General features: G+C 70.6%; 18 protein-coding genes. 9 read left to right on the top strand and 9 right to left on the bottom strand.

The window, feature by feature from the left end:
- Window positions 1-7 precede the first annotated feature (7 nt).
- Together sufB and DWB77_RS28800 are read right to left on the bottom strand one after the other, a co-directional pair.
- On the bottom strand, window positions 8-1,429 hold the full coding sequence (gene sufB / locus DWB77_RS28805) for a Fe-S cluster assembly protein SufB (RefSeq protein ID WP_120724505.1): 1,422 nt from the start codon (window positions 1,427-1,429) through the stop codon (window positions 8-10).
- Entirely contained in the window at window positions 1,426-2,178 is a 753-nt protein-coding gene (locus tag DWB77_RS28800) for a helix-turn-helix transcriptional regulator (protein WP_120724503.1), read from the bottom strand. Before DWB77_RS28800 ends, sufB begins: the two co-directional genes overlap by 4 nt.
- Before the next feature lie 171 nt (window positions 2,179-2,349).
- On the opposite strand from DWB77_RS28800, the gene DWB77_RS28795 reads away from it, so the two are divergent.
- The 4 genes from DWB77_RS28795 to DWB77_RS28780 all read left to right on the top strand — a co-directional run bounded on the left by DWB77_RS28795 (window position 2,350) and on the right by DWB77_RS28780 (window position 6,112).
- Window positions 2,350-3,153, top strand: coding sequence for an aminoglycoside N(3)-acetyltransferase (locus DWB77_RS28795; protein ID WP_120724501.1), 804 nt, complete (start codon window positions 2,350-2,352; stop codon window positions 3,151-3,153).
- A 111-nt stretch (window positions 3,154-3,264) separates the two neighbouring features.
- Complete coding sequence (locus tag DWB77_RS28790; protein WP_246033674.1) at window positions 3,265-4,245, top strand: ABC transporter ATP-binding protein; 981 nt, start codon at window positions 3,265-3,267, stop codon at window positions 4,243-4,245.
- Window positions 4,242-5,009, top strand: a complete 768-nt coding sequence (locus DWB77_RS28785; protein ID WP_120724499.1) for an ABC transporter permease — start codon at window positions 4,242-4,244, stop codon at window positions 5,007-5,009. The genes DWB77_RS28790 and DWB77_RS28785 overlap by 4 nt, the downstream gene beginning before the upstream one ends.
- 107 nt (window positions 5,010-5,116) lie before the next feature.
- Entirely contained in the window at window positions 5,117-6,112 is a 996-nt protein-coding gene (locus DWB77_RS28780; protein ID WP_428985160.1) for a COX15/CtaA family protein, read from the top strand.
- Here DWB77_RS28780 and DWB77_RS28775 read toward each other — a convergent pair.
- The 3 genes from DWB77_RS28775 to DWB77_RS28765 form a co-directional block, all read right to left on the bottom strand.
- On the bottom strand, window positions 6,092-7,180 hold the full coding sequence (locus DWB77_RS28775) for an amidohydrolase (protein ID WP_120724497.1): 1,089 nt from the start codon (window positions 7,178-7,180) through the stop codon (window positions 6,092-6,094). The genes DWB77_RS28780 and DWB77_RS28775 overlap by 21 nt on opposite strands.
- Window positions 7,181-7,257: 77 nt before the next feature.
- Window positions 7,258-7,599, bottom strand: coding sequence for a hypothetical protein (locus DWB77_RS28770; protein WP_120724495.1), 342 nt, complete (start codon window positions 7,597-7,599; stop codon window positions 7,258-7,260).
- Window positions 7,600-7,689: 90 nt separating this feature from the next.
- Complete coding sequence (locus DWB77_RS28765) at window positions 7,690-8,643, bottom strand: heme o synthase (RefSeq protein WP_162952638.1); 954 nt, start codon at window positions 8,641-8,643, stop codon at window positions 7,690-7,692.
- Between the two features lie 308 nt (window positions 8,644-8,951).
- On the opposite strand from DWB77_RS28765, the gene tkt reads away from it, so the two are divergent.
- The 5 genes from tkt to pgl are packed head-to-tail and all read left to right on the top strand — an operon-like array spanning window position 8,952 to window position 15,524.
- Complete coding sequence (tkt, locus tag DWB77_RS28760; protein ID WP_120724493.1) at window positions 8,952-11,039, top strand: transketolase; 2,088 nt, start codon at window positions 8,952-8,954, stop codon at window positions 11,037-11,039.
- A gap of 35 nt (window positions 11,040-11,074) precedes the next feature.
- A complete protein-coding gene (tal, locus tag DWB77_RS28755; protein ID WP_120724491.1) occupies window positions 11,075-12,193 on the top strand; it encodes a transaldolase in 1,119 nt (372 codons plus the stop codon).
- Between the two features lie 12 nt (window positions 12,194-12,205).
- Entirely contained in the window at window positions 12,206-13,729 is a 1,524-nt protein-coding gene (gene zwf, locus DWB77_RS28750) for a glucose-6-phosphate dehydrogenase (protein ID WP_428985202.1), read from the top strand.
- On the top strand, window positions 13,726-14,745 hold the full coding sequence (gene opcA, locus DWB77_RS28745) for a glucose-6-phosphate dehydrogenase assembly protein OpcA (RefSeq protein ID WP_120724488.1): 1,020 nt from the start codon (window positions 13,726-13,728) through the stop codon (window positions 14,743-14,745). Before zwf ends, opcA begins: the two co-directional genes overlap by 4 nt.
- The gene (pgl, locus tag DWB77_RS28740) at window positions 14,742-15,524 is read left to right on the top strand and encodes a 6-phosphogluconolactonase (protein ID WP_120724486.1); all 783 of its coding nucleotides are present in this window, start codon (window positions 14,742-14,744) and stop codon (window positions 15,522-15,524) included. Before opcA ends, pgl begins: the two co-directional genes overlap by 4 nt.
- 76 nt (window positions 15,525-15,600) lie before the next feature.
- Here the strand turns inward: pgl and pgi are convergent, their stop codons facing one another.
- The 4 genes from pgi to secG all read right to left on the bottom strand — a co-directional run bounded on the left by pgi (window position 15,601) and on the right by secG (window position 19,437).
- Window positions 15,601-17,253 carry a glucose-6-phosphate isomerase gene (pgi, locus tag DWB77_RS28735; RefSeq protein WP_120728368.1) on the bottom strand — a complete coding sequence of 551 codons (1,653 nt, stop codon included), beginning with the start codon at window positions 17,251-17,253 and terminating at the stop codon, window positions 15,601-15,603.
- Between the two features lie 66 nt (window positions 17,254-17,319).
- Window positions 17,320-18,543, bottom strand: a complete 1,224-nt coding sequence (locus tag DWB77_RS28730) for an MFS transporter (RefSeq protein WP_246033673.1) — start codon at window positions 18,541-18,543, stop codon at window positions 17,320-17,322.
- 211 nt (window positions 18,544-18,754) lie between these two features.
- Window positions 18,755-19,090, bottom strand: coding sequence for an RNA polymerase-binding protein RbpA (locus DWB77_RS28725; protein ID WP_003976875.1), 336 nt, complete (start codon window positions 19,088-19,090; stop codon window positions 18,755-18,757).
- A 113-nt stretch (window positions 19,091-19,203) separates the two neighbouring features.
- Complete coding sequence (gene secG, locus DWB77_RS28720) at window positions 19,204-19,437, bottom strand: preprotein translocase subunit SecG (protein WP_120724484.1); 234 nt, start codon at window positions 19,435-19,437, stop codon at window positions 19,204-19,206.
- Between the last annotated feature and the right edge of the window lie 70 nt (window positions 19,438-19,507).

Raw genomic sequence — 19,507 nt, 5'->3', positions numbered from 1 at the left:
ACGGTCGTTATCCGACCGAGCCCTCCATTTGCAGCTCGATCAGCCGGTTGAGTTCCAGGGCGTACTCCATGGGGAGCTCCTTGGCGATCGGCTCGACGAAGCCGCGCACGATCATCGCCATCGCCTCGAACTCCGTCAGACCGCGGCTCATCAGGTAGAAGAGCTGGTCCTCGGAGACCTTGGAGACGGTCGCCTCGTGGCCCATGGAGACGTCGTCCTCGCGGACGTCGACGTAGGGGTAGGTGTCCGAGCGGGAGATGGTGTCGACGAGCAGGGCGTCGCAGAGCACGTTCGACTTGGAGCCGTGGGCACCCTCGCCGATCTCGACGAGACCGCGGTAGGAGGTGCGGCCGCCGCCTCGCGCCACCGACTTGGAGACGATGTTGGAGGAGGTGTTCGGCGCCATGTGGACCATCTTGGAGCCGGCGTCCTGGTGCTGGCCCTCGCCCGCGAAGGCGATGGAGAGCGTCTCGCCCTTGGCGTGCTCGCCCATCAGGTAGACGGCCGGGTACTTCATGGTGACCTTGGAACCGATGTTGCCGTCGATCCACTCCATGGTCGCGCCCTCGTACGCCACGGCGCGCTTGGTGACCAGGTTGTAGACGTTGTTCGACCAGTTCTGGATCGTCGTGTAGCGGCAGCGGCCGCCCTTCTTGACGATGATCTCCACGACGGCGCTGTGCAGCGAGTCGGAGGAGTAGATCGGGGCGGTGCAGCCCTCGACGTAGTGGACGTAGGCGTCCTCGTCGACGATGATCAGCGTCCGCTCGAACTGGCCCATGTTCTCCGTGTTGATGCGGAAGTAGGCCTGGAGCGGGATGTCGACGTGGACACCCTTGGGCACGTAGATGAACGAGCCGCCGGACCACACCGCGGTGTTCAGCGACGCGAACTTGTTGTCGCCGACCGGGATGACGGTGCCGAAGTACTCCTGGAAGAGCTCGGGGTGCTCCTTCAGGGCGGTGTCGGTGTCGAGGAAGATGACGCCCTGCTCCTCCAGGTCCTCACGGATCTGGTGGTAGACGACCTCGGACTCGTACTGGGCCGCGACACCGGCCACCAGGCGCTGCTTCTCCGCCTCGGGGATGCCGAGCTTGTCGTACGTGTTCTTGATGTCCGCGGGCAGGTCCTCCCAGGACGCCGCCTGCTTCTCCGTCGAGCGCACGAAGTACTTGATGTTGTCGAAGTCGATGCCGGAGAGGTCGGAGCCCCAGTTCGGCATGGGCTTCTTGTCGAAGAGGCGCAGGCCCTTGAGGCGCAGCTTCAGCATCCACTCCGGCTCGTTCTTCTTCTGCGAGATGTCGCGCACGACAGCCTCGGAAAGACCGCGCTTGGCAGCGGCGCCGGCCGCGTCGGAGTCGGCCCAGCCGTATTCGTACGTGCCCAGGCCGTCGAGCTCAGGGTGGGCAGTCTCCGTGGGGAGCGTCATGCGGGGTTCCTCCCGGCCGTGCTTGCGGATGCTTGCGGGTGTGTGGTCTGTGGTGGCGCGCCGTGCGGGACGAACGTGGTGCAGACGCCGTCGCCGTGGGCGATCGTCGCCAGGCGCTGCACGTGCGTTCCCAGGAGGCGGGAGAAGAACTCCGTCTCCGCCTCGCACAGCTGCGGGTACCGCTCGGCGGCGTGGGCGACCGGGCAGTGGTGCTGGCACAACTGCTCGCCCCGCTGGGGAAGGGGCGCGCTGCGCGCCGTAGCAGCGTACCCGTCGGCACTCAAGGCCTTGGCCAGGGCTTGGGTGCGCTCTTCAGGGTGTACGGCCTCGATCGCGTCCCTGTACGCCCCGGCTTGAGCCTCGACGCGGGCCCGCGCGAACGCCGCGACGGCCTTCTCGCCGGCCTCGCCACCGCCCGCCGACCGCTCGATCCAGTCCAGGGCGTCGACGGCGAGCTTGTCGTAGGCCTGCTCGAAGGCGTCCCGGCCGCAGTCGGTGAGCGCGAAGACCTTGGCCGGCCGGCCGCGGGTCCGCGCGCCGTACACCCGCTGCTCGCGGGGGACGACGACCTCGTCGGCCACCAGCGCGTCGAGATGGCGGCGCACGGCGGCCTGGGTGAGACCGAGGCGGTTGGCCAGGTCCTGGGCGGTCGAGGGCCCGTGGTCCAGGATGGAGCGCGCGACCCGGTTGCGGGTGGACCGCTCACCGGTCGCGAGTTCCTCCTGGGGAGCCTCGCCGATGTTTTTCACAACGCCATTGTTGCGTAATTCCTCAAAGCCTGACAACCCACCTCGGGATCACCGGCGGTGCGCTGCATCACTTAGGCATACCTAAGCTGACCTGCGGAAACGATCTTTGATCGATCGGCGGCCGGAGAAATCCCTGGCCGCCCCGGTCAAGGTGCGGCAGACTCCTCGACCATGCCCACACCGCCTGTGACCGGCCCTTTGTGCACGCGCGACACTCTCGCGGCCGACCTGCGCGCCCTGGGCGTGCGGGACGGCGAGACGCTGCTCGTGCACTCCTCCCTGAAGTCGCTCGGCTGGGTCGCCGGAGGCGCCGTCGCCCTCGTCCAATCCCTTCTCGACACGCTGGGCGAAACGGGCACGCTCGTGGTCCCCACGCACTGCGGGGACAACTCCGATCCCGCGCACTGGGGCCGCCCGGCCGTACCCGAGGAGTGGTGGGAGCCCATCCGGGCCGCCATCCCCGCCTACGACCCGCTCATCACGCCGAGCCGGGGCGTGGGGGTGGTCCCGGAGACCGTGCGCACCTGGCCCGGGGCCGTGCGCAGCGCGCATCCGCAGACGTCGTTCGCGGCGATCGGCCCGGGCGCGTCGCGGATCACCGAGGGCCACGCCCTCGACTGCCTCCTGGGCGAGCGCAGCCCGCTGGCCCGCCTGGAGGAGACGGACGCCCGGGTGCTGCTGCTCGGCGCCGGATACGACTCCTGCACCTCCTTCCACCTGGCGGAATACCGGGTGCCGGGGCCGGTGGCCCAGGTGTCCTTCGCCGCGGCGACCCCGCACGGGCGGCGCTGGGTGACCGTCCAGGACACCGCCCTCGACAGCGACCGCTTCGACGAGCTCGGCGCCGACTTCGAACGGGACCGGCCCGTCGTGCGCGGCCGGGTCGGCGCCGCGGGCTGCCGCCTCTTCCCCGTCCGGGACGCCGTGGCGTACGCGCGGCGCTGGCTGGAGACGCACCGCCCCCACGACGCCTAGGAACGCCGGCGCGGCCGATCGACGTGGCACTCGAGCGGCCCGGGGCCCACACGGGAGGGAGCCGGGCCCCGCGCCCGGGGACCCCGCGGCACCGGCCTAGACTTGCCGTCCATGAACAGCGAGCCCGCCCTGCCGTCTCCCGGCCGCCGCCCCTCAGGGAGACCCTGCGGGTCGCACCCCGTCGTCGAGGTCACCGGACTGGTCAAGCGGTACGGAGCCAAGACCGCCGTGGACGGTCTCGACCTCACGGTCGGCGCGGGCACCGTGACCGCCGTCCTCGGCCCCAACGGCGCCGGCAAGACCACCACCGTCGAAACCTGCGAGGGCTACCGCAGGCCCGACGCGGGCACCGTCCGCGTCCTCGGCCTCGACCCGGTCGCCGACGCCGCGCTGCTCAAGCCGCGGATCGGCGTGATGCTCCAGTCCGGCGGGGTCTACTCCGGCGCCCGGGCCGACGAGATGCTCCGCCACATGGCGAAGCTGCACGCTCACCCGCTGGACGTGGACGCGCTCATCGAGCGCCTGGGCCTCGGCAGTTGCGGACGCACCACCTACCGCAGGCTCTCCGGCGGCCAGCAGCAGCGCCTCGCGCTCGCGATGGCCATCGTGGGGCGGCCCGAACTGGTCTTCCTGGACGAGCCGACCGCCGGGCTCGACCCGCAGGCCCGCCGCGCCACCTGGGACCTGGTGCGCGAACTGCGCGCCGACGGCGTCTCGGTGGTCCTCACCACGCACTTCATGGACGAGGCCGAGACCCTCGCGGACGACGTGGCCATCGTCGACCTCGGCAAGGTGGTCGCCCAGGGCTCCCCCGAGCAGCTCTGCCGGGGCGGCGCCGAGAACACGCTGCGCTTCACCGGCCGCCCCGGCCTCGACCTCGGCGCCCTCCTCAAGGCCCTGCCGGACGGCACCGCCGCAGCCGAGCTGACACCCGGCGCGTACCGCATCACCGGCGCCATCGACCCCCAACTGCTCGCCACCGTCACCACCTGGTGCGCCCAGCACGGCGTGATGCCCGAGGGCATCGCGGTCGAACGCCACACCCTCGAGGACGTCTTTTTGGAGCTGACCGGCAAGGAGCTGCGCGCATGAGCGCTGGTACGTACGCACCGAAGCCGGGCGCGGCGCCGCTCGGGCGGATGATCGGGGCGCAGACCGCCCTGGAGACGCGGATGCTGCTGCGCAACGGCGAGCAACTGCTGCTCACCGTGATCATCCCGAGTCTGCTGCTCGTGCTGTTCTCGACCGTCGACATCATCGACACCGGTGCGGGCAAGTCCGTCGACTTCCTGGCGCCCGGCATCCTCGCGCTCGCCGTGATGTCGACCGCCTTCACCGGCCAGGCCATCGCGACGGGCTTCGAGCGGCGGTACGGGGTACTCAAGCGGCTCGGCGCCTCACCGCTGCCGCGCTGGGCGCTGATGACGTCCAAGACGCTCGCCGTGCTCGTCACCGAGGTGCTCCAGGTCGTCCTGCTCACCGTGATCGCCCTCGCGCTCGGCTGGTCCCCGCACGGCAACCCGCTCGCGGTGCTGTTCCTGCTGGTCCTCGGCACGGCCGCGTTCTCCGGGCTCGGGCTGCTCATGGCCGGCACCCTGAAGGCCGAGGCGACGCTCGCCGCGGCCAATCTGGTGTTCCTGCTGCTGCTCGTGGCCGGCGGGGTCATCGTGCCGATGGACAAGTTCCCGGGCGGCGTGCGGTCCGTGCTGGAGGCGCTTCCCATCTCGGCCCTGTCCGACGGGCTGCGCACGGTGCTCCAGGACGGCGCCTCGATGCCGTGGGGGGACCTCGGGATCCTCGCGGTGTGGTCGGTCCTGGGCCTCGGCGCGGCCGCGCGGTTCTTCCGCTGGGAGTGAGCCGGGGGCCGTACCCGGGGGCGGCGCGGGGGTGACGTTCCTCCCGTCCGGGCACGGCGGGGCCCCCTAGTGAAAACATGCACAAACAGGCGCCTACGATAGGGCGCATGCCGAAAGTGACCCGAGCCGACGTGACCGCGGCGGCCCGCAATCCGCTCCTCTACATCGCGCAGCGGTGGACCGCCTCCCCCGCGGTCGTGCGGCGCGCGGCCCTCATCGCCCTCGTCATGGCCGTGGCCATCGTGGTGACCGGAGGAGCGGTCCGGCTCACCGGCTCCGGGCTCGGCTGCCCGACCTGGCCCAAGTGCACCAGCGACAGCCTCACCGTCACCAGCGAGATGGGCTTTCGCGGCGTCATCGAGTTCACCAACCGGATGCTGACCTACGTGCTGTGCGCCGCGGTCGGCTGGGCGATCATCGCGGCCCGCTCCGCGAAGCCCTGGCGGCGCCCGCTGACCCGGCTTGGCTGGGTGCAGTTCTGGGTGGTCATGGGCAACGCGGTCCTCGGCGGCATCGTCGTCCTGGTCGGGCTCAACCCGTACACCGTGGCCGCCCACTTCCTGCTCTCCAGCGCGCTCATCGCGGTCGCGGTGGTCACCTGGCAGCGCACCCAGGAGGGCGACGGCGCCCCAAGGCCCTTGGTGGGCAAGGCAGTTGTGCAGCTGACCTGGCTCCTGGTGGGTGCCTCGGCGGCGCTCATCGCGGTCGGCACGATCGTGACCGGCACCGGACGCCACCCCGGCGACTCCAAGGACGTGCCGCGCATCCCGCTGGACTGGACGATGATCACGCAGCTCCACGCCGATCTGGCCTGGGTGGTGGTGGCGCTCGCCGTCGCGCTCTGGTTCGTCCTGAAGGCCGTCGACGCCCCCGTCGGCCCACGCCACCGCGCCCGTGACCTGTTCCTGGTCCTGATGGCGCAGGGCGTGATCGGTTACGTCCAGTACTTCACCAAGACGCCGGAGATCCTGGTCGGCCTGCACATGCTCGGCTCGTGTCTGGTGTGGATCGCCGTGCTGCGCGTCCCGCTCGCGCTGCGCGAGCGCCCCGAGGTCCTGGTCGAGGTACCGGACCGGACGGACTCAGCCCTCAGCCACGCCTGACAGGCCGTAGACACGGCGGGCGTTGCCCGCCGCGATCATCCCGGCGACCCGCTGCGCGTCGCCGCGCGACCAGGCGCCGTCGCCCACCCAGTCGCCGAGCACCCGACCGAGCGCCTCCGAGAACAGCCGCGCGCCCACCACGTGCAACTCGGGCAGCCCGCGCGCCCCGCTGGAGTAGAGCAGCTTCCCGAACGGGGCCAGTTCCAGGATCTCGGCGAGCACGGCCGCGGCCCGCGCCCCCGTCCGCACCAGGGCGGGCCCCACGTCCGCGTACACATGCGGATGGACGCTGGCCAGATGGGCGGCCTGGCGGTGGTACGGATAGCCGTGGAGCAGCACCAGATCGGTGCCGAGCCCGCACGTCGCTTCCGCGAATCCGGCGAGCGGCATGGGGTCGGCCATCCCCACCTGGAGCTGGAGCGGGCGCCCGCAGGCGACGGCGCTCCACAGCAGATGACGCAGGAGCACCGGGTCCCGCAGGCGGCCGTGCTTGCGCCGGCCGTCCAGCCACCGCCCGGCCGCCCCGCGCACCTCCCCCGGGCCCGGCGGCCGCGGGTCGAGCCCTTCGGGTGCGCCGGTCACCGAGGCGAAGGCGACGGCGGAGGCGGCCGCGGTGTGCAGGGCCTCGGCGAGGTTGGCGAGGAAGGACTCGACGGTCCCGGAGGTGTCGGCGACCTGCTCGGCGAGGAGTTCCAGGCGCACGATCTCGTGGGCGTCGGCGGCGCCGGCCGCGGCGATCTCGTGCGGGGCGGTGAGGTCTCCGGGCAGCCCGGTGTCGACCAGATAGGTGGAGATCCCCGATCCCCTCAGCAGCCGTCTGCCCGACTCCAGTACGCCGAGCTCGCGACGGCGGGCCAGATAGCGGGCCGGGGCGCAGTGCGGCTCCAGGCCGAGGAGCGGGGGGCACCAGCGGCGTACCGCGAAACCGGTCTGGGTGTCGAAGAAGGTGGTGCCGGGCGCGGGCAGGGTTCCGGTGCGGCCGAGCGCCGTCTCGAAGGTGCCGAGGCCGAGCTCGGTGCGCAGCACGCCGTGGCAGTACTGGTCCACCAGGCTCGGGGTGTCGATCATCCGGGGCTCCCAGGGGGTGGAGGCGCTTGTACCCCTCCTAACGGGTGAGCCCCGGATCGGTGTTGCTCGGGTGCCGCTCAGCTGTTCTTCGGACCGCCGAGCTGGATGCCGGCCATGCGCGACCACTCGTAGGGGCCGGTCTTCACCTTGGCCGCGAACTCCCCGTCGAAGTCCTCGTGGACGGTGATCCCGGCCTTCTCGACGGCGCTCATCGCGACGGCGTGGCTGGGGGCCACCAGGTCGCCCCAACCCCCGTCCTCGCCTACGAGCACGATGCGGGCGCCCTTCTGCCCGATGTACGCGACCTGGCCCTCGGCGCCGCCGTGCTCCTTGGCGAAGGAGTCGATCCGGCGGGCCAGCTTGGCCGCGTGCCGTTCGGCCGCCGCGGCCTGCTTCTCGTCAACCTGGGTGTCTGCCATGCCGCGATGCTACTAGCGGGTAGATCCAGGAGCGACAAGAGGGGCCAGTGGCTTGCGCCACTGGCCCCTCGGAGTCTGTCGACGGTCGGGTCAGCGCAGGAACGGGTCCACCGCGACGGCCACGAACAGCAGCGAGACGTACGTGATCGACCAGTGGAAGAGCCGCATTTCCTTCAGCTTGGTGCCGGTCGCCTCGTTCTTGGCGCGCGACTGGAGCGCGTGCGCCTCCCACAGCCACCAGCCGCCGGAGACCAGAGCCACCGCCGTGTAGAACCAGCCGGTGTAGCCGAGCGGGGTGAGCAGCAGCGAGACGGCGACCATCACCCAGCTGTAGAGGACGATCTGGCGCGCCACCACCTTGTTGGAGGCGACCACCGGCAGCATCGGCACGCCGACCCGCGCGTAGTCCTCCCTGACCTTCATGGACAGCGGCCAGTAGTGCGGCGGCGTCCAGAAGAACATGACGAGGAACAGGATGACCGGCGCCCAGGACATCGAGTTGGTGACCGAGGACCAGCCGATGAGCACCGGGAGGCAGCCCGCGATGCCGCCCCAGACGATGTTCTGGGAGGTGCGCCGCTTGAGGATCATCGTGTACACGACGACGTAGAAGAGCAGGGCGCCGAGCGAGAGGGCGGCCGAGAGCCAGTTGACCAGCAGCCCGAACCACAGCGTGGAGACGACGGCGAGCGAGATGCCGAAGACCAGGCACTCGCGCGGCGAGACCATGCCGGTCACCAGGGGCCGCTGGGAGGTGCGGTCCATCAGCGCGTCGATGTCCCGGTCGATGTACATGTTCAGGGCGTTTGCGCCGCCCGCCGAGAGGTACCCGCCCAGTGTGGTGGCGAAGACCAGCCACAGCGGGGGAACGCCCTGCTCGGCGAGGAACATCACCGGAATGGTGGTGATGAGGAGCAGTTCGATGATCCGTGGCTTGGTCAGCGCCACAAAGGCCTTGACGCGGGCCCCGAATGGCCGATGGCCCCCCGGGCTGGGAGTCAAGACGACCCCTGCGGGTCGGGACTCGACGGCCGTCACGCACACCCCTGACAGAGAATTCCCAGCAAGTCCCCCGGTGATCCGGGATGTTCCCGGACGTGAAGGCCCGGTAAAGACTTGCGCGTACCACGCCACTCTAGACGTTGCCCCTACGCCGTCCTCCCCGGGGGTGGGGTCGTGTTGGGGGTTGTTCGCCGGGAGGCGGATTTCGCCGCTCCCCGGCACGCTGGAGCTGTCCGTCTCAGCGTGCAAGCAGTCGAAAAAGTGAGCGTTCGGGCAGGGGTAGGCTCGACAACGCCCGGTGCGCCCTCAGTCACCGGGATACGACATGTGGAGAGGAGCCCTGACTCAGGGTGAGCACCAAGCCGACCACCACAGACCTCGAGTGGACCGAGCTCGACCAGCGGGCCGTAGACACCGGCCGCGTCCTGGCCGCGGATGCTGTACAGAAGGTCGGCAACGGCCATCCAGGTACGGCGATGAGCCTGTCTCCGGCCGCGTACACCCTCTTCCAGAAGGTGATGCGGCACGACCCGGCGGACGCCGACTGGGTCGGACGCGACCGCTTCGTTCTCTCCGCGGGCCACTCGTCCCTGACCCTCTACATCCAGCTCTACCTGGCCGGTTTCGGCCTGGAGCTCGATGACCTCAAGGCGTTCCGCACCTGGGGTTCCAAGACCCCCGGCCACCCGGAGTACGGCCACACCACCGGCGTCGAGACGACCACGGGCCCGCTGGGCCAGGGTGTCGCCAACGCGGTGGGCATGGCGATGGCCGCCCGCTACGAGCGCGGCCTGTTCGACCCGGAGGCCGCCCCCGGCACCTCCCCGTTCGACCACTTCGTGTTCGCCATCGCCGGTGACGGCTGCCTCCAGGAGGGCATCTCCTCCGAGGCCTCCTCGCTGGCCGGACACCAGAAGCTCGGCAACCTGATCCTGCTGTGGGACGACAACCACATCTCGATCGAGGGCGACACCGAGACCGCGGTCTCCGAGGACACCGTCAAGCGGTACGAGGCCTACGGCTGGCACGTCCAGCGCGTCGCGCCCAAGCCGGACGGCGACCTGGACCCCGAGGCGCTGTACGACGCGATCGAGGCGGCCAAGGCGGTCACCGACCGGCCGTCGTTCATCGCGATGCGCTCGATCATCGCCTGGCCCGCGCCCAACGCCCAGAACACCGAGGCCGCGCACGGCTCGGCGCTCGGCGACGACGAGGTGGCGGCCACCAAGCGCGTCCTCGGCTTCGACCCGGAGAAGTCCTTCGAGGTCGCCGACGAGGTCCTCGCGCACACCCGGGCGGCCCTGGACCGCGGCCGTGAGGCCAAGGCCGAGTGGGAGAAGTCGTTCGCCGCCTGGCGCACCGCCAACCCCGAGCGCGCCGCCGAGTTCGACCGCATCAACGCGGGCGAGCTGCCCGAGGGCTGGGAGTCGCACCTCCCGGTCTTCGAGACCGGCAAGGGCGTCGCCACCCGCGCCGCCTCCGGCAAGGTGCTCCAGGCGCTCGGCGCGGTCATGCCCGAGCTGTGGGGCGGCTCCGCCGACCTCGCGGGCTCGAACAACACGACCATCGACAAGACGTCGTCGTTCCTGCCGGCCGGCAACCCGCTGACGGAGGCCGACCCGTACGGCCGCACCGTGCACTTCGGCATCCGCGAGCACTCCATGGCCGCGGAGATGAACGGCATCGCGCTGCACGGCCACACCCGCATCTACGGCGGCACCTTCCTGGTGTTCTCCGACTACATGCGCAACGCGGTGCGCCTGTCCGCGCTGATGCACCTGCCGGTGACGTACGTGTGGACGCACGACTCGATCGGCCTCGGCGAGGACGGCCCGACCCACCAGCCGGTGGAGCACCTGGCCTCGCTGCGCGCGATCCCCGGCCTCAACGTGGTGCGCCCCGCGGACGCCAACGAGACCGCCATCGCCTGGCGCGAGATCCTCAAGCGCTACACCAAGGTGTTCGGCAAGGGGGCCCCGCACGGCCTCGTGCTGACCCGCCAGGGCGTGCCGACGTACGAGGTCAACGAGGCCGCCGCCAAGGGTGGTTACGTGCTGGTGGAGGCCGAGGGCGGCGACGCCCAGGTCGTGCTCATCGGCACCGGCTCCGAGGTCCAGCTCGCCGTCGGCGCGCGCGAGGAGCTCCAGGCCGCGGGCATCCCGACCCGGGTGGTCTCGATGCCGTGCGTGGAGTGGTTCGAGGAGCAGGACCAGGCGTACAAGGACAGCGTGCTGCCGCCGTCGGTCAAGGCGCGGGTGGCGGTCGAGGCCGGCATCGGTCTGACCTGGCACCGCTTCGTGGGTGACGCGGGCCGCATCGTCTCGCTGGAGCACTTCGGTGCTTCGGCCGACGGCAAGGTCCTCTTCCAGGAGTTCGGCTTCACCGCCGAGCACGTGGCCGCCGCCGCCCGGGAATCCATCGACGCCGCCCAGCGCTGACGCCGGTATACGAACTAGTAGGAGATGCAATTCTCATGACAGACGCACTCAAGCGCCTCTCCGACGAAGGCGTCGCGATCTGGCTCGACGACCTGTCGCGCAAGCGGATCACGTCCGGCAACCTGGCCGAGCTGATCGACCAGTCGCACGTGGTGGGCGTCACCACCAACCCGTCGATCTTCCAGAAGGCGATCAGCCAGGGTGACGGCTACGACACCCAGCTGACCGACCTCGCGGCCCGCAAGGTGACCGTCGAAGAGGCCATCCGCATGATCACGACGGCTGACGTGAGGGACGCCGCCGACATCCTGCGCCCGGTCTTCGACGCGACCGAGGGCCAGGACGGCCGGGTCTCCATCGAGGTCGACCCGCGCCTGGCGCACGACACCCGCGCCACGGTGGCCGAGGCCAAGCAGCTGGCCTGGCTGGTGGACCGGCCGAACACGCTCATCAAGATCCCGGCCACCGAGGCGGGACTGCCGGCGATCGCCGAGACCATCGGTCTTGGCATCAGCGTCAACGTGACGCTGATCTTCTCCCTCGAGCGCTACCGCAAGGTCATGGACGCCTACCTGACCGGCCTGGAGAAGGCCAAGGAGCGCGGCCTGGACCTCTCGAAGATTCACTCCGTGGCGTCCTTCTTCGTGTCCCGCGTGGACACCGAGATCGACAAGCGGATCGACGCGCTCGGCACCGACGAGGCCAAGGCCGCCCGCGGCAAGGCCGGTCTCGCCAACGCGCGCCTCGCCTACCAGGCGTACGAGGAGGTCTTCGCCTCCGACCGCTGGGCGGCGCTCGACAAGGCGCACGCCAACAAGCAGCGCCCGCTGTGGGCCTCCACCGGGGTCAAGGACAAGGCGTACAAGGACACCCTGTACGTGGACGACCTGGTGGCCCCCAACACGGTCAACACCATGCCGGAGGCCACCTTGGAGGCCACCGCCGACCACGGTCAGATCACCGGTGACACGGTGACCGGGACGTACGAGCAGGCCCGCGCCGACCTCGACGCCGTCGAGAAGCTGGGCATCTCCTACGACGAGGTCGTGCAGCTCCTGGAGGACGAGGGCGTCGAGAAGTTCGAGGGCGCCTGGAACGACCTGCTCAAGTCCACCGAGGCGGAGCTCAAGCGCCTCGCACCCTCGGAGGCGTAAATCTTGACTGCGATTCGCCAAGCGAATCCGCTTCGTGACGCCGCAGACCGACGGCTCCCGCGCATCGCGGGGCCGTCGGGCCTGGTGATCTTCGGCGTCACGGGCGATTTGTCCCGTAAAAAGTTGATGCCCGCCGTCTATGACCTCGCCAACCGCGGTCTGCTGCCGCCGGGCTTCTCCCTGATCGGCTTCGCCCGCCGCGAGTGGCAGGACGAGGACTTCGCGCAGGAGGTCCACGACGCGGTCAAGGCGCACGCCCGTACGCCGTTCCGCGAGGAGGTCTGGCAGCAGCTCATCCAGGGGATGCGCTTCGTGCAGGGCGACTTCGACGACGACGAGGCGTTCGAGACGCTGAAGTCGACGATCGAGGAGCTCGACAAGGCGCAGGGCACCGGCGGCAACTTCGCCTTCTACCTGTCCGTGCCGCCGAAGTTCTTCCCCAAGGTCGTCCAGCAGCTCAAGAAGCACGGCCTGGCCGACCAGAAGAACGGCGCCTGGCGCCGTGCGGTCATCGAGAAGCCGTTCGGCCACGACCTGGTCTCCGCCGAGGAGCTCAACCAGGTCGTGCACGAGGTCTTCCCGCCCGACGAGGTCTTCCGGATCGACCACTACCTGGGCAAGGAGACCGTTCAGAACATCCTCGCCCTGCGGTTCGCCAACACCATGTTCGAGCCGCTGTGGAACCGCTCCTACGTCGACCACGTGCAGATCACCATGGCCGAGGACATCGGCATCGGTGGCCGGGCCGGCTACTACGACGGCATCGGCGCGGCCCGTGACGTCATCCAGAACCACCTGCTCCAGCTCCTGGCGCTGACCGCGATGGAGGAGCCCGCCTCCTTCGACGCGGACGCGCTCGCGGCCGAGAAGACCAAGGTGCTCGGCGCCGTGCGGCTGCCCAAGGACCTCGGCAAGGACACGGTGCGCGCGCAGTACGCGGCCGGGTGGCAGGGCGGCGAGAAGGCCGTCGGCTACCTCCAGGAAGACGGCATCGACCCCAAGTCGAAGACCGACACCTATGCCGCGATCAAGCTGGAGATCGACAACCGCCGCTGGGCGGGCGTCCCGTTCTACCTGCGCACCGGCAAGCGGCTCGGCCGGCGCGTCACGGAGATCGCGGTGGTCTTCCAGCGCGCCCCGCACTCCCCCTTCGACCACACCGCGACGGAGGAGCTGGGCCAGAACGCCCTGGTCATCCGGGTGCAGCCGGACGAGGGCGTGACCGTGCGCTTCGGCTCCAAGGTGCCGGGCACCTCGATGGAGGTCCGGGACGTCTCCATGGACTTCGCCTATGGCGAGTCCTTCACGGAGTCGAGCCCGGAGGCCTACGAACGCCTCATCCTGGACGTCCTGTTGGGCGACTCCAACCTCTTCCCGCGCGTGGAGGAGGTCGAGCTGTCCTGGAAGATCCTCGACCCGATCGAGCAGTACTGGGACAAGCACGGCAAGCCCGCCCAGTACCCCTCGGGGACCTGGGGTCCCGACGAGGCGGACGAAATGCTCGCACGAGACGGACGGAGCTGGCGTCGGCCATGAAGATCGACCTTACGGACACCACGGCCAGCAAGATCAACAAGGCGCTCGTGCAGGGCCGCCGCGCGGTCGGCACGCCCGCCGTCGGCATGGTGCTCACCCTCGTCATCGTCACCGACGAGGAGAACGCCTACGACGCCCTGCGCGCCGCCGGCGACGCCTCGCGCGAGCACCCCTCGCGCACCCTCGTCGTCATCAAGCGCGTCTCTCGCTCGCCCCGCGACCGCACGAGCTCGCGCCTCGACGCCGAGGTGCGGGTCGGCGCGGACGCGGGCACCGGCGAGACGGTGATCCTCCGGCTCTACGGCGAGGTGCTCAACCACGCCCAGTCGGTGGTCCTGCCCCTGCTGCTGCCGGACGCGCCGGTCGTCGTGTGGTGGCCGGTGAACGCGCCGGTCGACCCGGCGCAGGACCCGCTGGGCGCGCTCGCCCAGCGCCGGGTGACTGACACCTACACCTCCGAGCACCCCATCAAGGAGCTGACGGCCCGCGCCGAGGCCTACACCCCCGGCGACACGGACCTGTCGTGGACCCGCATCACGCCCTGGCGCTCGATGCTGGCCGCGGCCCTCGACCAGGTCGCCTGCAAGGTGACCTCCGTCGAGGTGGAGGGCGAGGAGTTCAACCCGAGCTGCGAACTGCTCGGCATGTGGCTCGCCGACCGGCTGAACGTGCCGGTCAAGCGCTCCCCCTCGGGGGGTCCCGGCCTCACCGCGGTACGGATGGAGACGGACTGCGGCCCGATCGTCCTGGACCGCGCCGACGGCTCGCTGGCCACGCTCTCCATGCAGGGCCAGCCGGACCGCGCGGTGGCGCTGAAGCGCCGGGAGACCGCCGAGCTCATCGCGGAGGAGCTGCGCCGCCTCGACCCGGACGACACCTACGCCTCCGCGCTGAAGTACGGCGTGGACCGGCTCGGTGACGGCGCCGGGGCCAAGGCCGCCGCCAAGGAAGACGCGGAGGTCCAGCAGGCTCCCGCGAAGAAGGCGGCCCCGGCCAAGAAGGCAGCGGCCAAGTGAGCACGCCTCAGCTCGTCGTCCACCGCGACAAGGAGCTGATGGCGCAGGCCGCCGCGGCCCGGCTGATCACCAAGGTCGTGGACGCCCAGGCCGCGCGCGGCTCGGCGTCCGTGGTCCTGACGGGCGGCCGCAACGGCAACGGGCTGCTCGCGGCGCTGGCCTCCTCCCCGGCGCGGGACGCGATCGACTGGTCGCGCCTCGACCTGTGGTGGGGCGATGAGCGTTTCGTCCCCGAGGACGATCCGGAGCGCAACTACACCCAGGCGCGTGCGGCGCTGCTCGACGCGGTGCCGCTCGATCCGAAGCGGGTGCACGCGATGCCGGCCTCGGACGGCGCGCACGGCACGGACGCGGACGCGGCGGCCGCCGCCTACGCGGCGGAGCTCGCCGAGGCCTCGGGGCCCGAGGACCACGGGCAGGTCCCGACGTTCGACGTCCTGATGCTGGGCGTCGGCCCGGACACCCATGTGGCGTCGCTCTTCCCGGAGTTGCCCGGGGTGCGGGAGACCGAGCGGACGGTCGTCGGGGTGCACGGCGCTCCGAAGCCGCCGCCCACCCGGATCTCGCTCACCCTCCCGGCGATCCGGGCGGCCCGCGAGGTGTGGCTGCTCGCGGCGGGCGAGGACAAGGCGCACGCCGCGGCGATAGCCCTGTCGGGCGCGGGCGAGGTGCAGGCCCCGGCGGCCGGCGCCTACGGCCGGGCCCGCACGCTCTGGCTCCTGGACGCGGCGGCCGCCTCCCGGCTGCCGCGGTCGCTGTACCCCCCGGCGTCCGCCTGACGTCTGACGCGAACGGCCCGGCCCGCCCCTTCGGGGAGCGGACCGGGCCGTTCGTCATGGTGAGTGCCTCAGGGCCTCAACGGCCGCGCAGCGAGCGGTACTTGGCGACCAGCGCCTTGCTGGACCCGTCCAGACCCGGCACGTCCGCGCCCTCGGTCAGGGCGGGCTCGACCCGCTTGGCGAGCACCTTGCCGAGCTCGACGCCCCACTGGTCGAAGGAGTCGATGTTCCAGATGGCGCCCTGGACGAACACCTTGTGCTCGTACAGCGCGATCAGCTGGCCGAGGACCGAGGGGGTCAGCTCCTTGGCCAGGATCGTGGTGGTGGGGTGGTTGCCCCGGAACGTCTTGTGCGGGACCAGCTCCTCGGCCACGCCCTCGGCGCGCACCTCGTCCGGCGTCTTGCCGAAGGCCAGCGCCTGTGTCTGGGCGAAGAAGTTGGCCATCAGGAGGTCGTGCTGGGCGACCAGACCCGGCAAAAGGTCGGCGACCGGCTCGGCGAAGCCGATGAAGTCGGCCGGGATGACCTTGGTGCCCTGGTGGATCAACTGGTAGTAGGCGTGCTGCCCGTTGGTGCCGGGGGTGCCCCACACCACCGGCCCGGTCTGCCAGTCGACGGGGTTGCCGTCGCGGTCCACGGACTTGCCGTTGGACTCCATGTCCAGTTGCTGGAGGTAGGCGGTGAACTTGGACAGGTAGTGCGAGTACGGGAGCACCGCGTGCGACTGGGCGTCGAAGAACGCCCCGTACCAGACCCCCAACAGGCCCATCAGCAGCGGCACGTTGGACTCGGCGGGCGCCGTGCGGAAGTGCTCGTCGACGAGGTGGAAGCCGTCCAGCATCTCGCGGAAGCGGTCCGGGCCGACCGCGATCATCAGGGAGAGCCCGATGGCGGAGTCGAAGGAGTAGCGGCCGCCGACCCAGTCCCAGAACCCGAACATGTTGGCCGTGTCGATGCCGAACTCGGCGACCTTGTCCGCGTTGGTCGACAGGGCCACGAAGTGCCGGGCCACCGCGTCCTGGTCGGCCTTCAACTCGCTGAGCAGCCAGTTGCGGGCCGAGGTGGCGTTGGTGATGGTCTCGATGGTGGTGAAGGTCTTGGACGCGATGATGAACAGCGTCTCGGCGGCGTCGAGGTCACGGACGGCCTCGTGGAGGTCGGCGCCGTCCACGTTGGAGACGAAACGGACCGTCAACTCCCGGTCGGTGAAGGCCCGCAGGGCCTCGTACGCCATCGCCGGGCCGAGGTCGGAGCCGCCGATCCCGATGTTGACGACGTTCTTGATGGGCTTGCCGGTGTGGCCGGTCCACTCGCCCGAGCGGATCTTCTCGGAGAAGGCGGCCATCTTGTCGAGCACGGCGTGCACTTCGGGCACCACGTTCTCGCCGTCGACCTCGATCACCGCGCCCCGGGGGGCACGCAGCGCGGTGTGCAGCACGGCGCGGTCCTCGGTGGTGTTGATCTTCTCGCCGCGGAACATCGCGTCCCGCAGTCCGGCGACGTCGGTGGCGACGGCCAGCTCGCGCAGGAGCGCGAGGGTCTCGTCGGTCACCAGGTGCTTGGAATAGTCGAGATGGAGATCGCCGACTTGCAGGGTGTATGCGGTGCCGCGACCGGGCTCGGCGGCGAACAGCTCCCGCAGATGGGTCTCGCCCCACTGCTCCCGGTGCTTGCTCAGTGCGGTCCACTCGGGCATCTGGTTGAGCCTGGTACGGCTTCCTGCGTTCATCTCCGACATCAGCCCACTTCTACTCGTACGTGCGTACCTGCCCCGCTGCCCCTCCAACCTAATTGATCAGGCCCTGCGGGCAGGAATCAGCGCGGCGACCGCCACCACGAACAAGCCGGACGCCAGCAGCGCCGGAGTGTTGAGCCCCCAGGACGCGGCCGCCGCGCCGCCGGCCAGCGCGCCGAGGGGCGCGCCCGCCACGGCCAGCGTCCGGAACGCGGCGCTCACCCGCCCGAGCATGGCGGCCGGCGAGCGCTCCTGCGTCAGCGTCGTCAGATTGACGTTCCACACCATCCCCATCAGGCCGAACAGCGCCAACGCGGCGACCGCCACCCCCAGGACACGGACCGTGCCGATCGCCGCCAGAGCGCCGGTCTGGACGATCCCGGCGATCAGCACGGCGCGTATCCGCCCGAACCGTCGCGCGAGCCGCTGGGCGATCAGCCCGCCCGCCACACTGCCGGCCCCGTACGCCGTGATGGCCGCCGCGTAGCCGCTCTGCCCGGCGCCCAGCCAGCCGGTGATGTGCAGGACGAGGGTGGCGATGAGGGCGCCCATGCCGATGTTGCACACCGTGGTGGCGGCGCACAGTCCGCGCAGCGCCCGGTCGGCCCACAGGGTGCGCAGGCCCTCGGCGGTCTCCGCCCGCAGCGTGGACCCGGGTTTTCTGGGCGCCCGCTCGGGGGCGCTCGGCCGCAGTGAGGCGACCAGCGCCGCGGCGAGGACATAGCTCGCCGCGTCCACTCCGTAGGGCGCCGCGGCCGACACCGCGAGCAGCACCGGCACCAGCGGCGCCGCGAGGAAACCGCCCGCTATCTGCTGCCCGGTCATCACCCGGGCGTTGGCGCTGCCCAGCGCGCCACGGGGCACGAGGGAGGGCAGCAGGGCGGTGGCCGCGTTGTCGAAGAGGGTGCCCAGGGAGGTCAGCGTGAAGGCGAGCACCATCAGCAGGACCAGGGAGGCGTGGCCGGTGGCGACGGCCACGGCGAAGGCGGCCATCAGGGCGCCGCGGAGGATGTCCACGGCCCACATGGCGCGGCGCTGGTCCACCCGGTCGGCGATCGCGCCGCCGAGCAGTCCGAACAGCAGCCAGGGCACGTAGCCGCAGGCCGTGACGAGGGCGATGAGGAACGGGTCGGAGGTGAGGGTGGTGGCGAGCAGGGGCAGCGCCGCGGTGCGCAGCGCGTCACCGAAACGGCTGACGACGGCGGCCGTCCACAGCCGTCCGAACCCCCCGCGCCAGGCGGGCTTCGTGGGTGCCGCGCCCTCCACGGCCTCGACAACGGTCACAACTCCCCCTCGTGAGCGATTGCTTCACAAGGTAGAGGGCACCACTGACAATCGTCCGTGACCGGTGCCTTCACCCCGCGGGGCGAGGTCGTGCGGCATGAGGTCGTACGTCGAGACATCGTGCGGCGCGAGATCGTGCGGCCGGGAGTGGCCCGGATGCACCGAAGGGCCCTGCGGATGAACCGAGTTCACCGTGCGGGCCCCTCAACTGTCAGATCTCGCCGCGGAGTTTGGCGAGCGCCTCCGCGAGGATCGCCTCGCCGTCCGCGTCGCTGCGCCGTTCGCGTACGTACGCGAGATGCGTCTTGTACGGCTCGGTGCGCGGCGGGTCCGGCGGGTTGTCCCGGTCCTGTCCTGCGGGGAACCCGCAGCGCGGGCAGTCCCACGTCTCCGGAACCTGTGCGTCGCTGGCGAAGCTCGGCTGCGTCTCGTGCCCGTTCGAGCACCAGAAGGAGATGCGCAGGCGCGGCGCGGACTCGCCCCGCTCGGCCTCGCCCATCGGCCCCGCTCCGACCCGGCTTCCCCGGATCGCGTTGCCACTTGCCACGGTCGTAACTCCCTGCGTGATGGTGCTCGAAGATGCCCCAGTCTACGTAAGGCCCAACGCGCGTCCAGTGATTGGAGTTACACCCCACCCCCGAAACGCCGAACGACGACGGCTTACTTGTACTTCATCAGCAGACCAAGCACGACAATGCACGCGAACCACAGCAGACCGATCACGATGGTGATGCGGTCGAGGTTGCGCTCGGCGACCGAGGAGCCGCCCACGGAGGACTGCATGCCACCGCCGAACATGTCGGAGAGGCCGCCGCCCTTTCCCTTGTGCATCAGCACCAGCAGCATCAGCAGCAGGCTGAAGACGATCAGGGCAATCGAGAACCCGACAATCACGGCTGGACCAACTTCCTAGGACTGATATGACGACGGGGGCCGGGGGGACATTCCACAATCCCTGTTCCGG

This window comes from Streptomyces hundungensis (assembly GCF_003627815.1).
GTDB classification, from domain to species: domain Bacteria; phylum Actinomycetota; class Actinomycetes; order Streptomycetales; family Streptomycetaceae; genus Streptomyces; species Streptomyces hundungensis_A.
The sequence above is the reverse complement of the archived record's forward strand: the minus strand, read 5'-3'. Positions and strand labels throughout refer to the sequence as shown.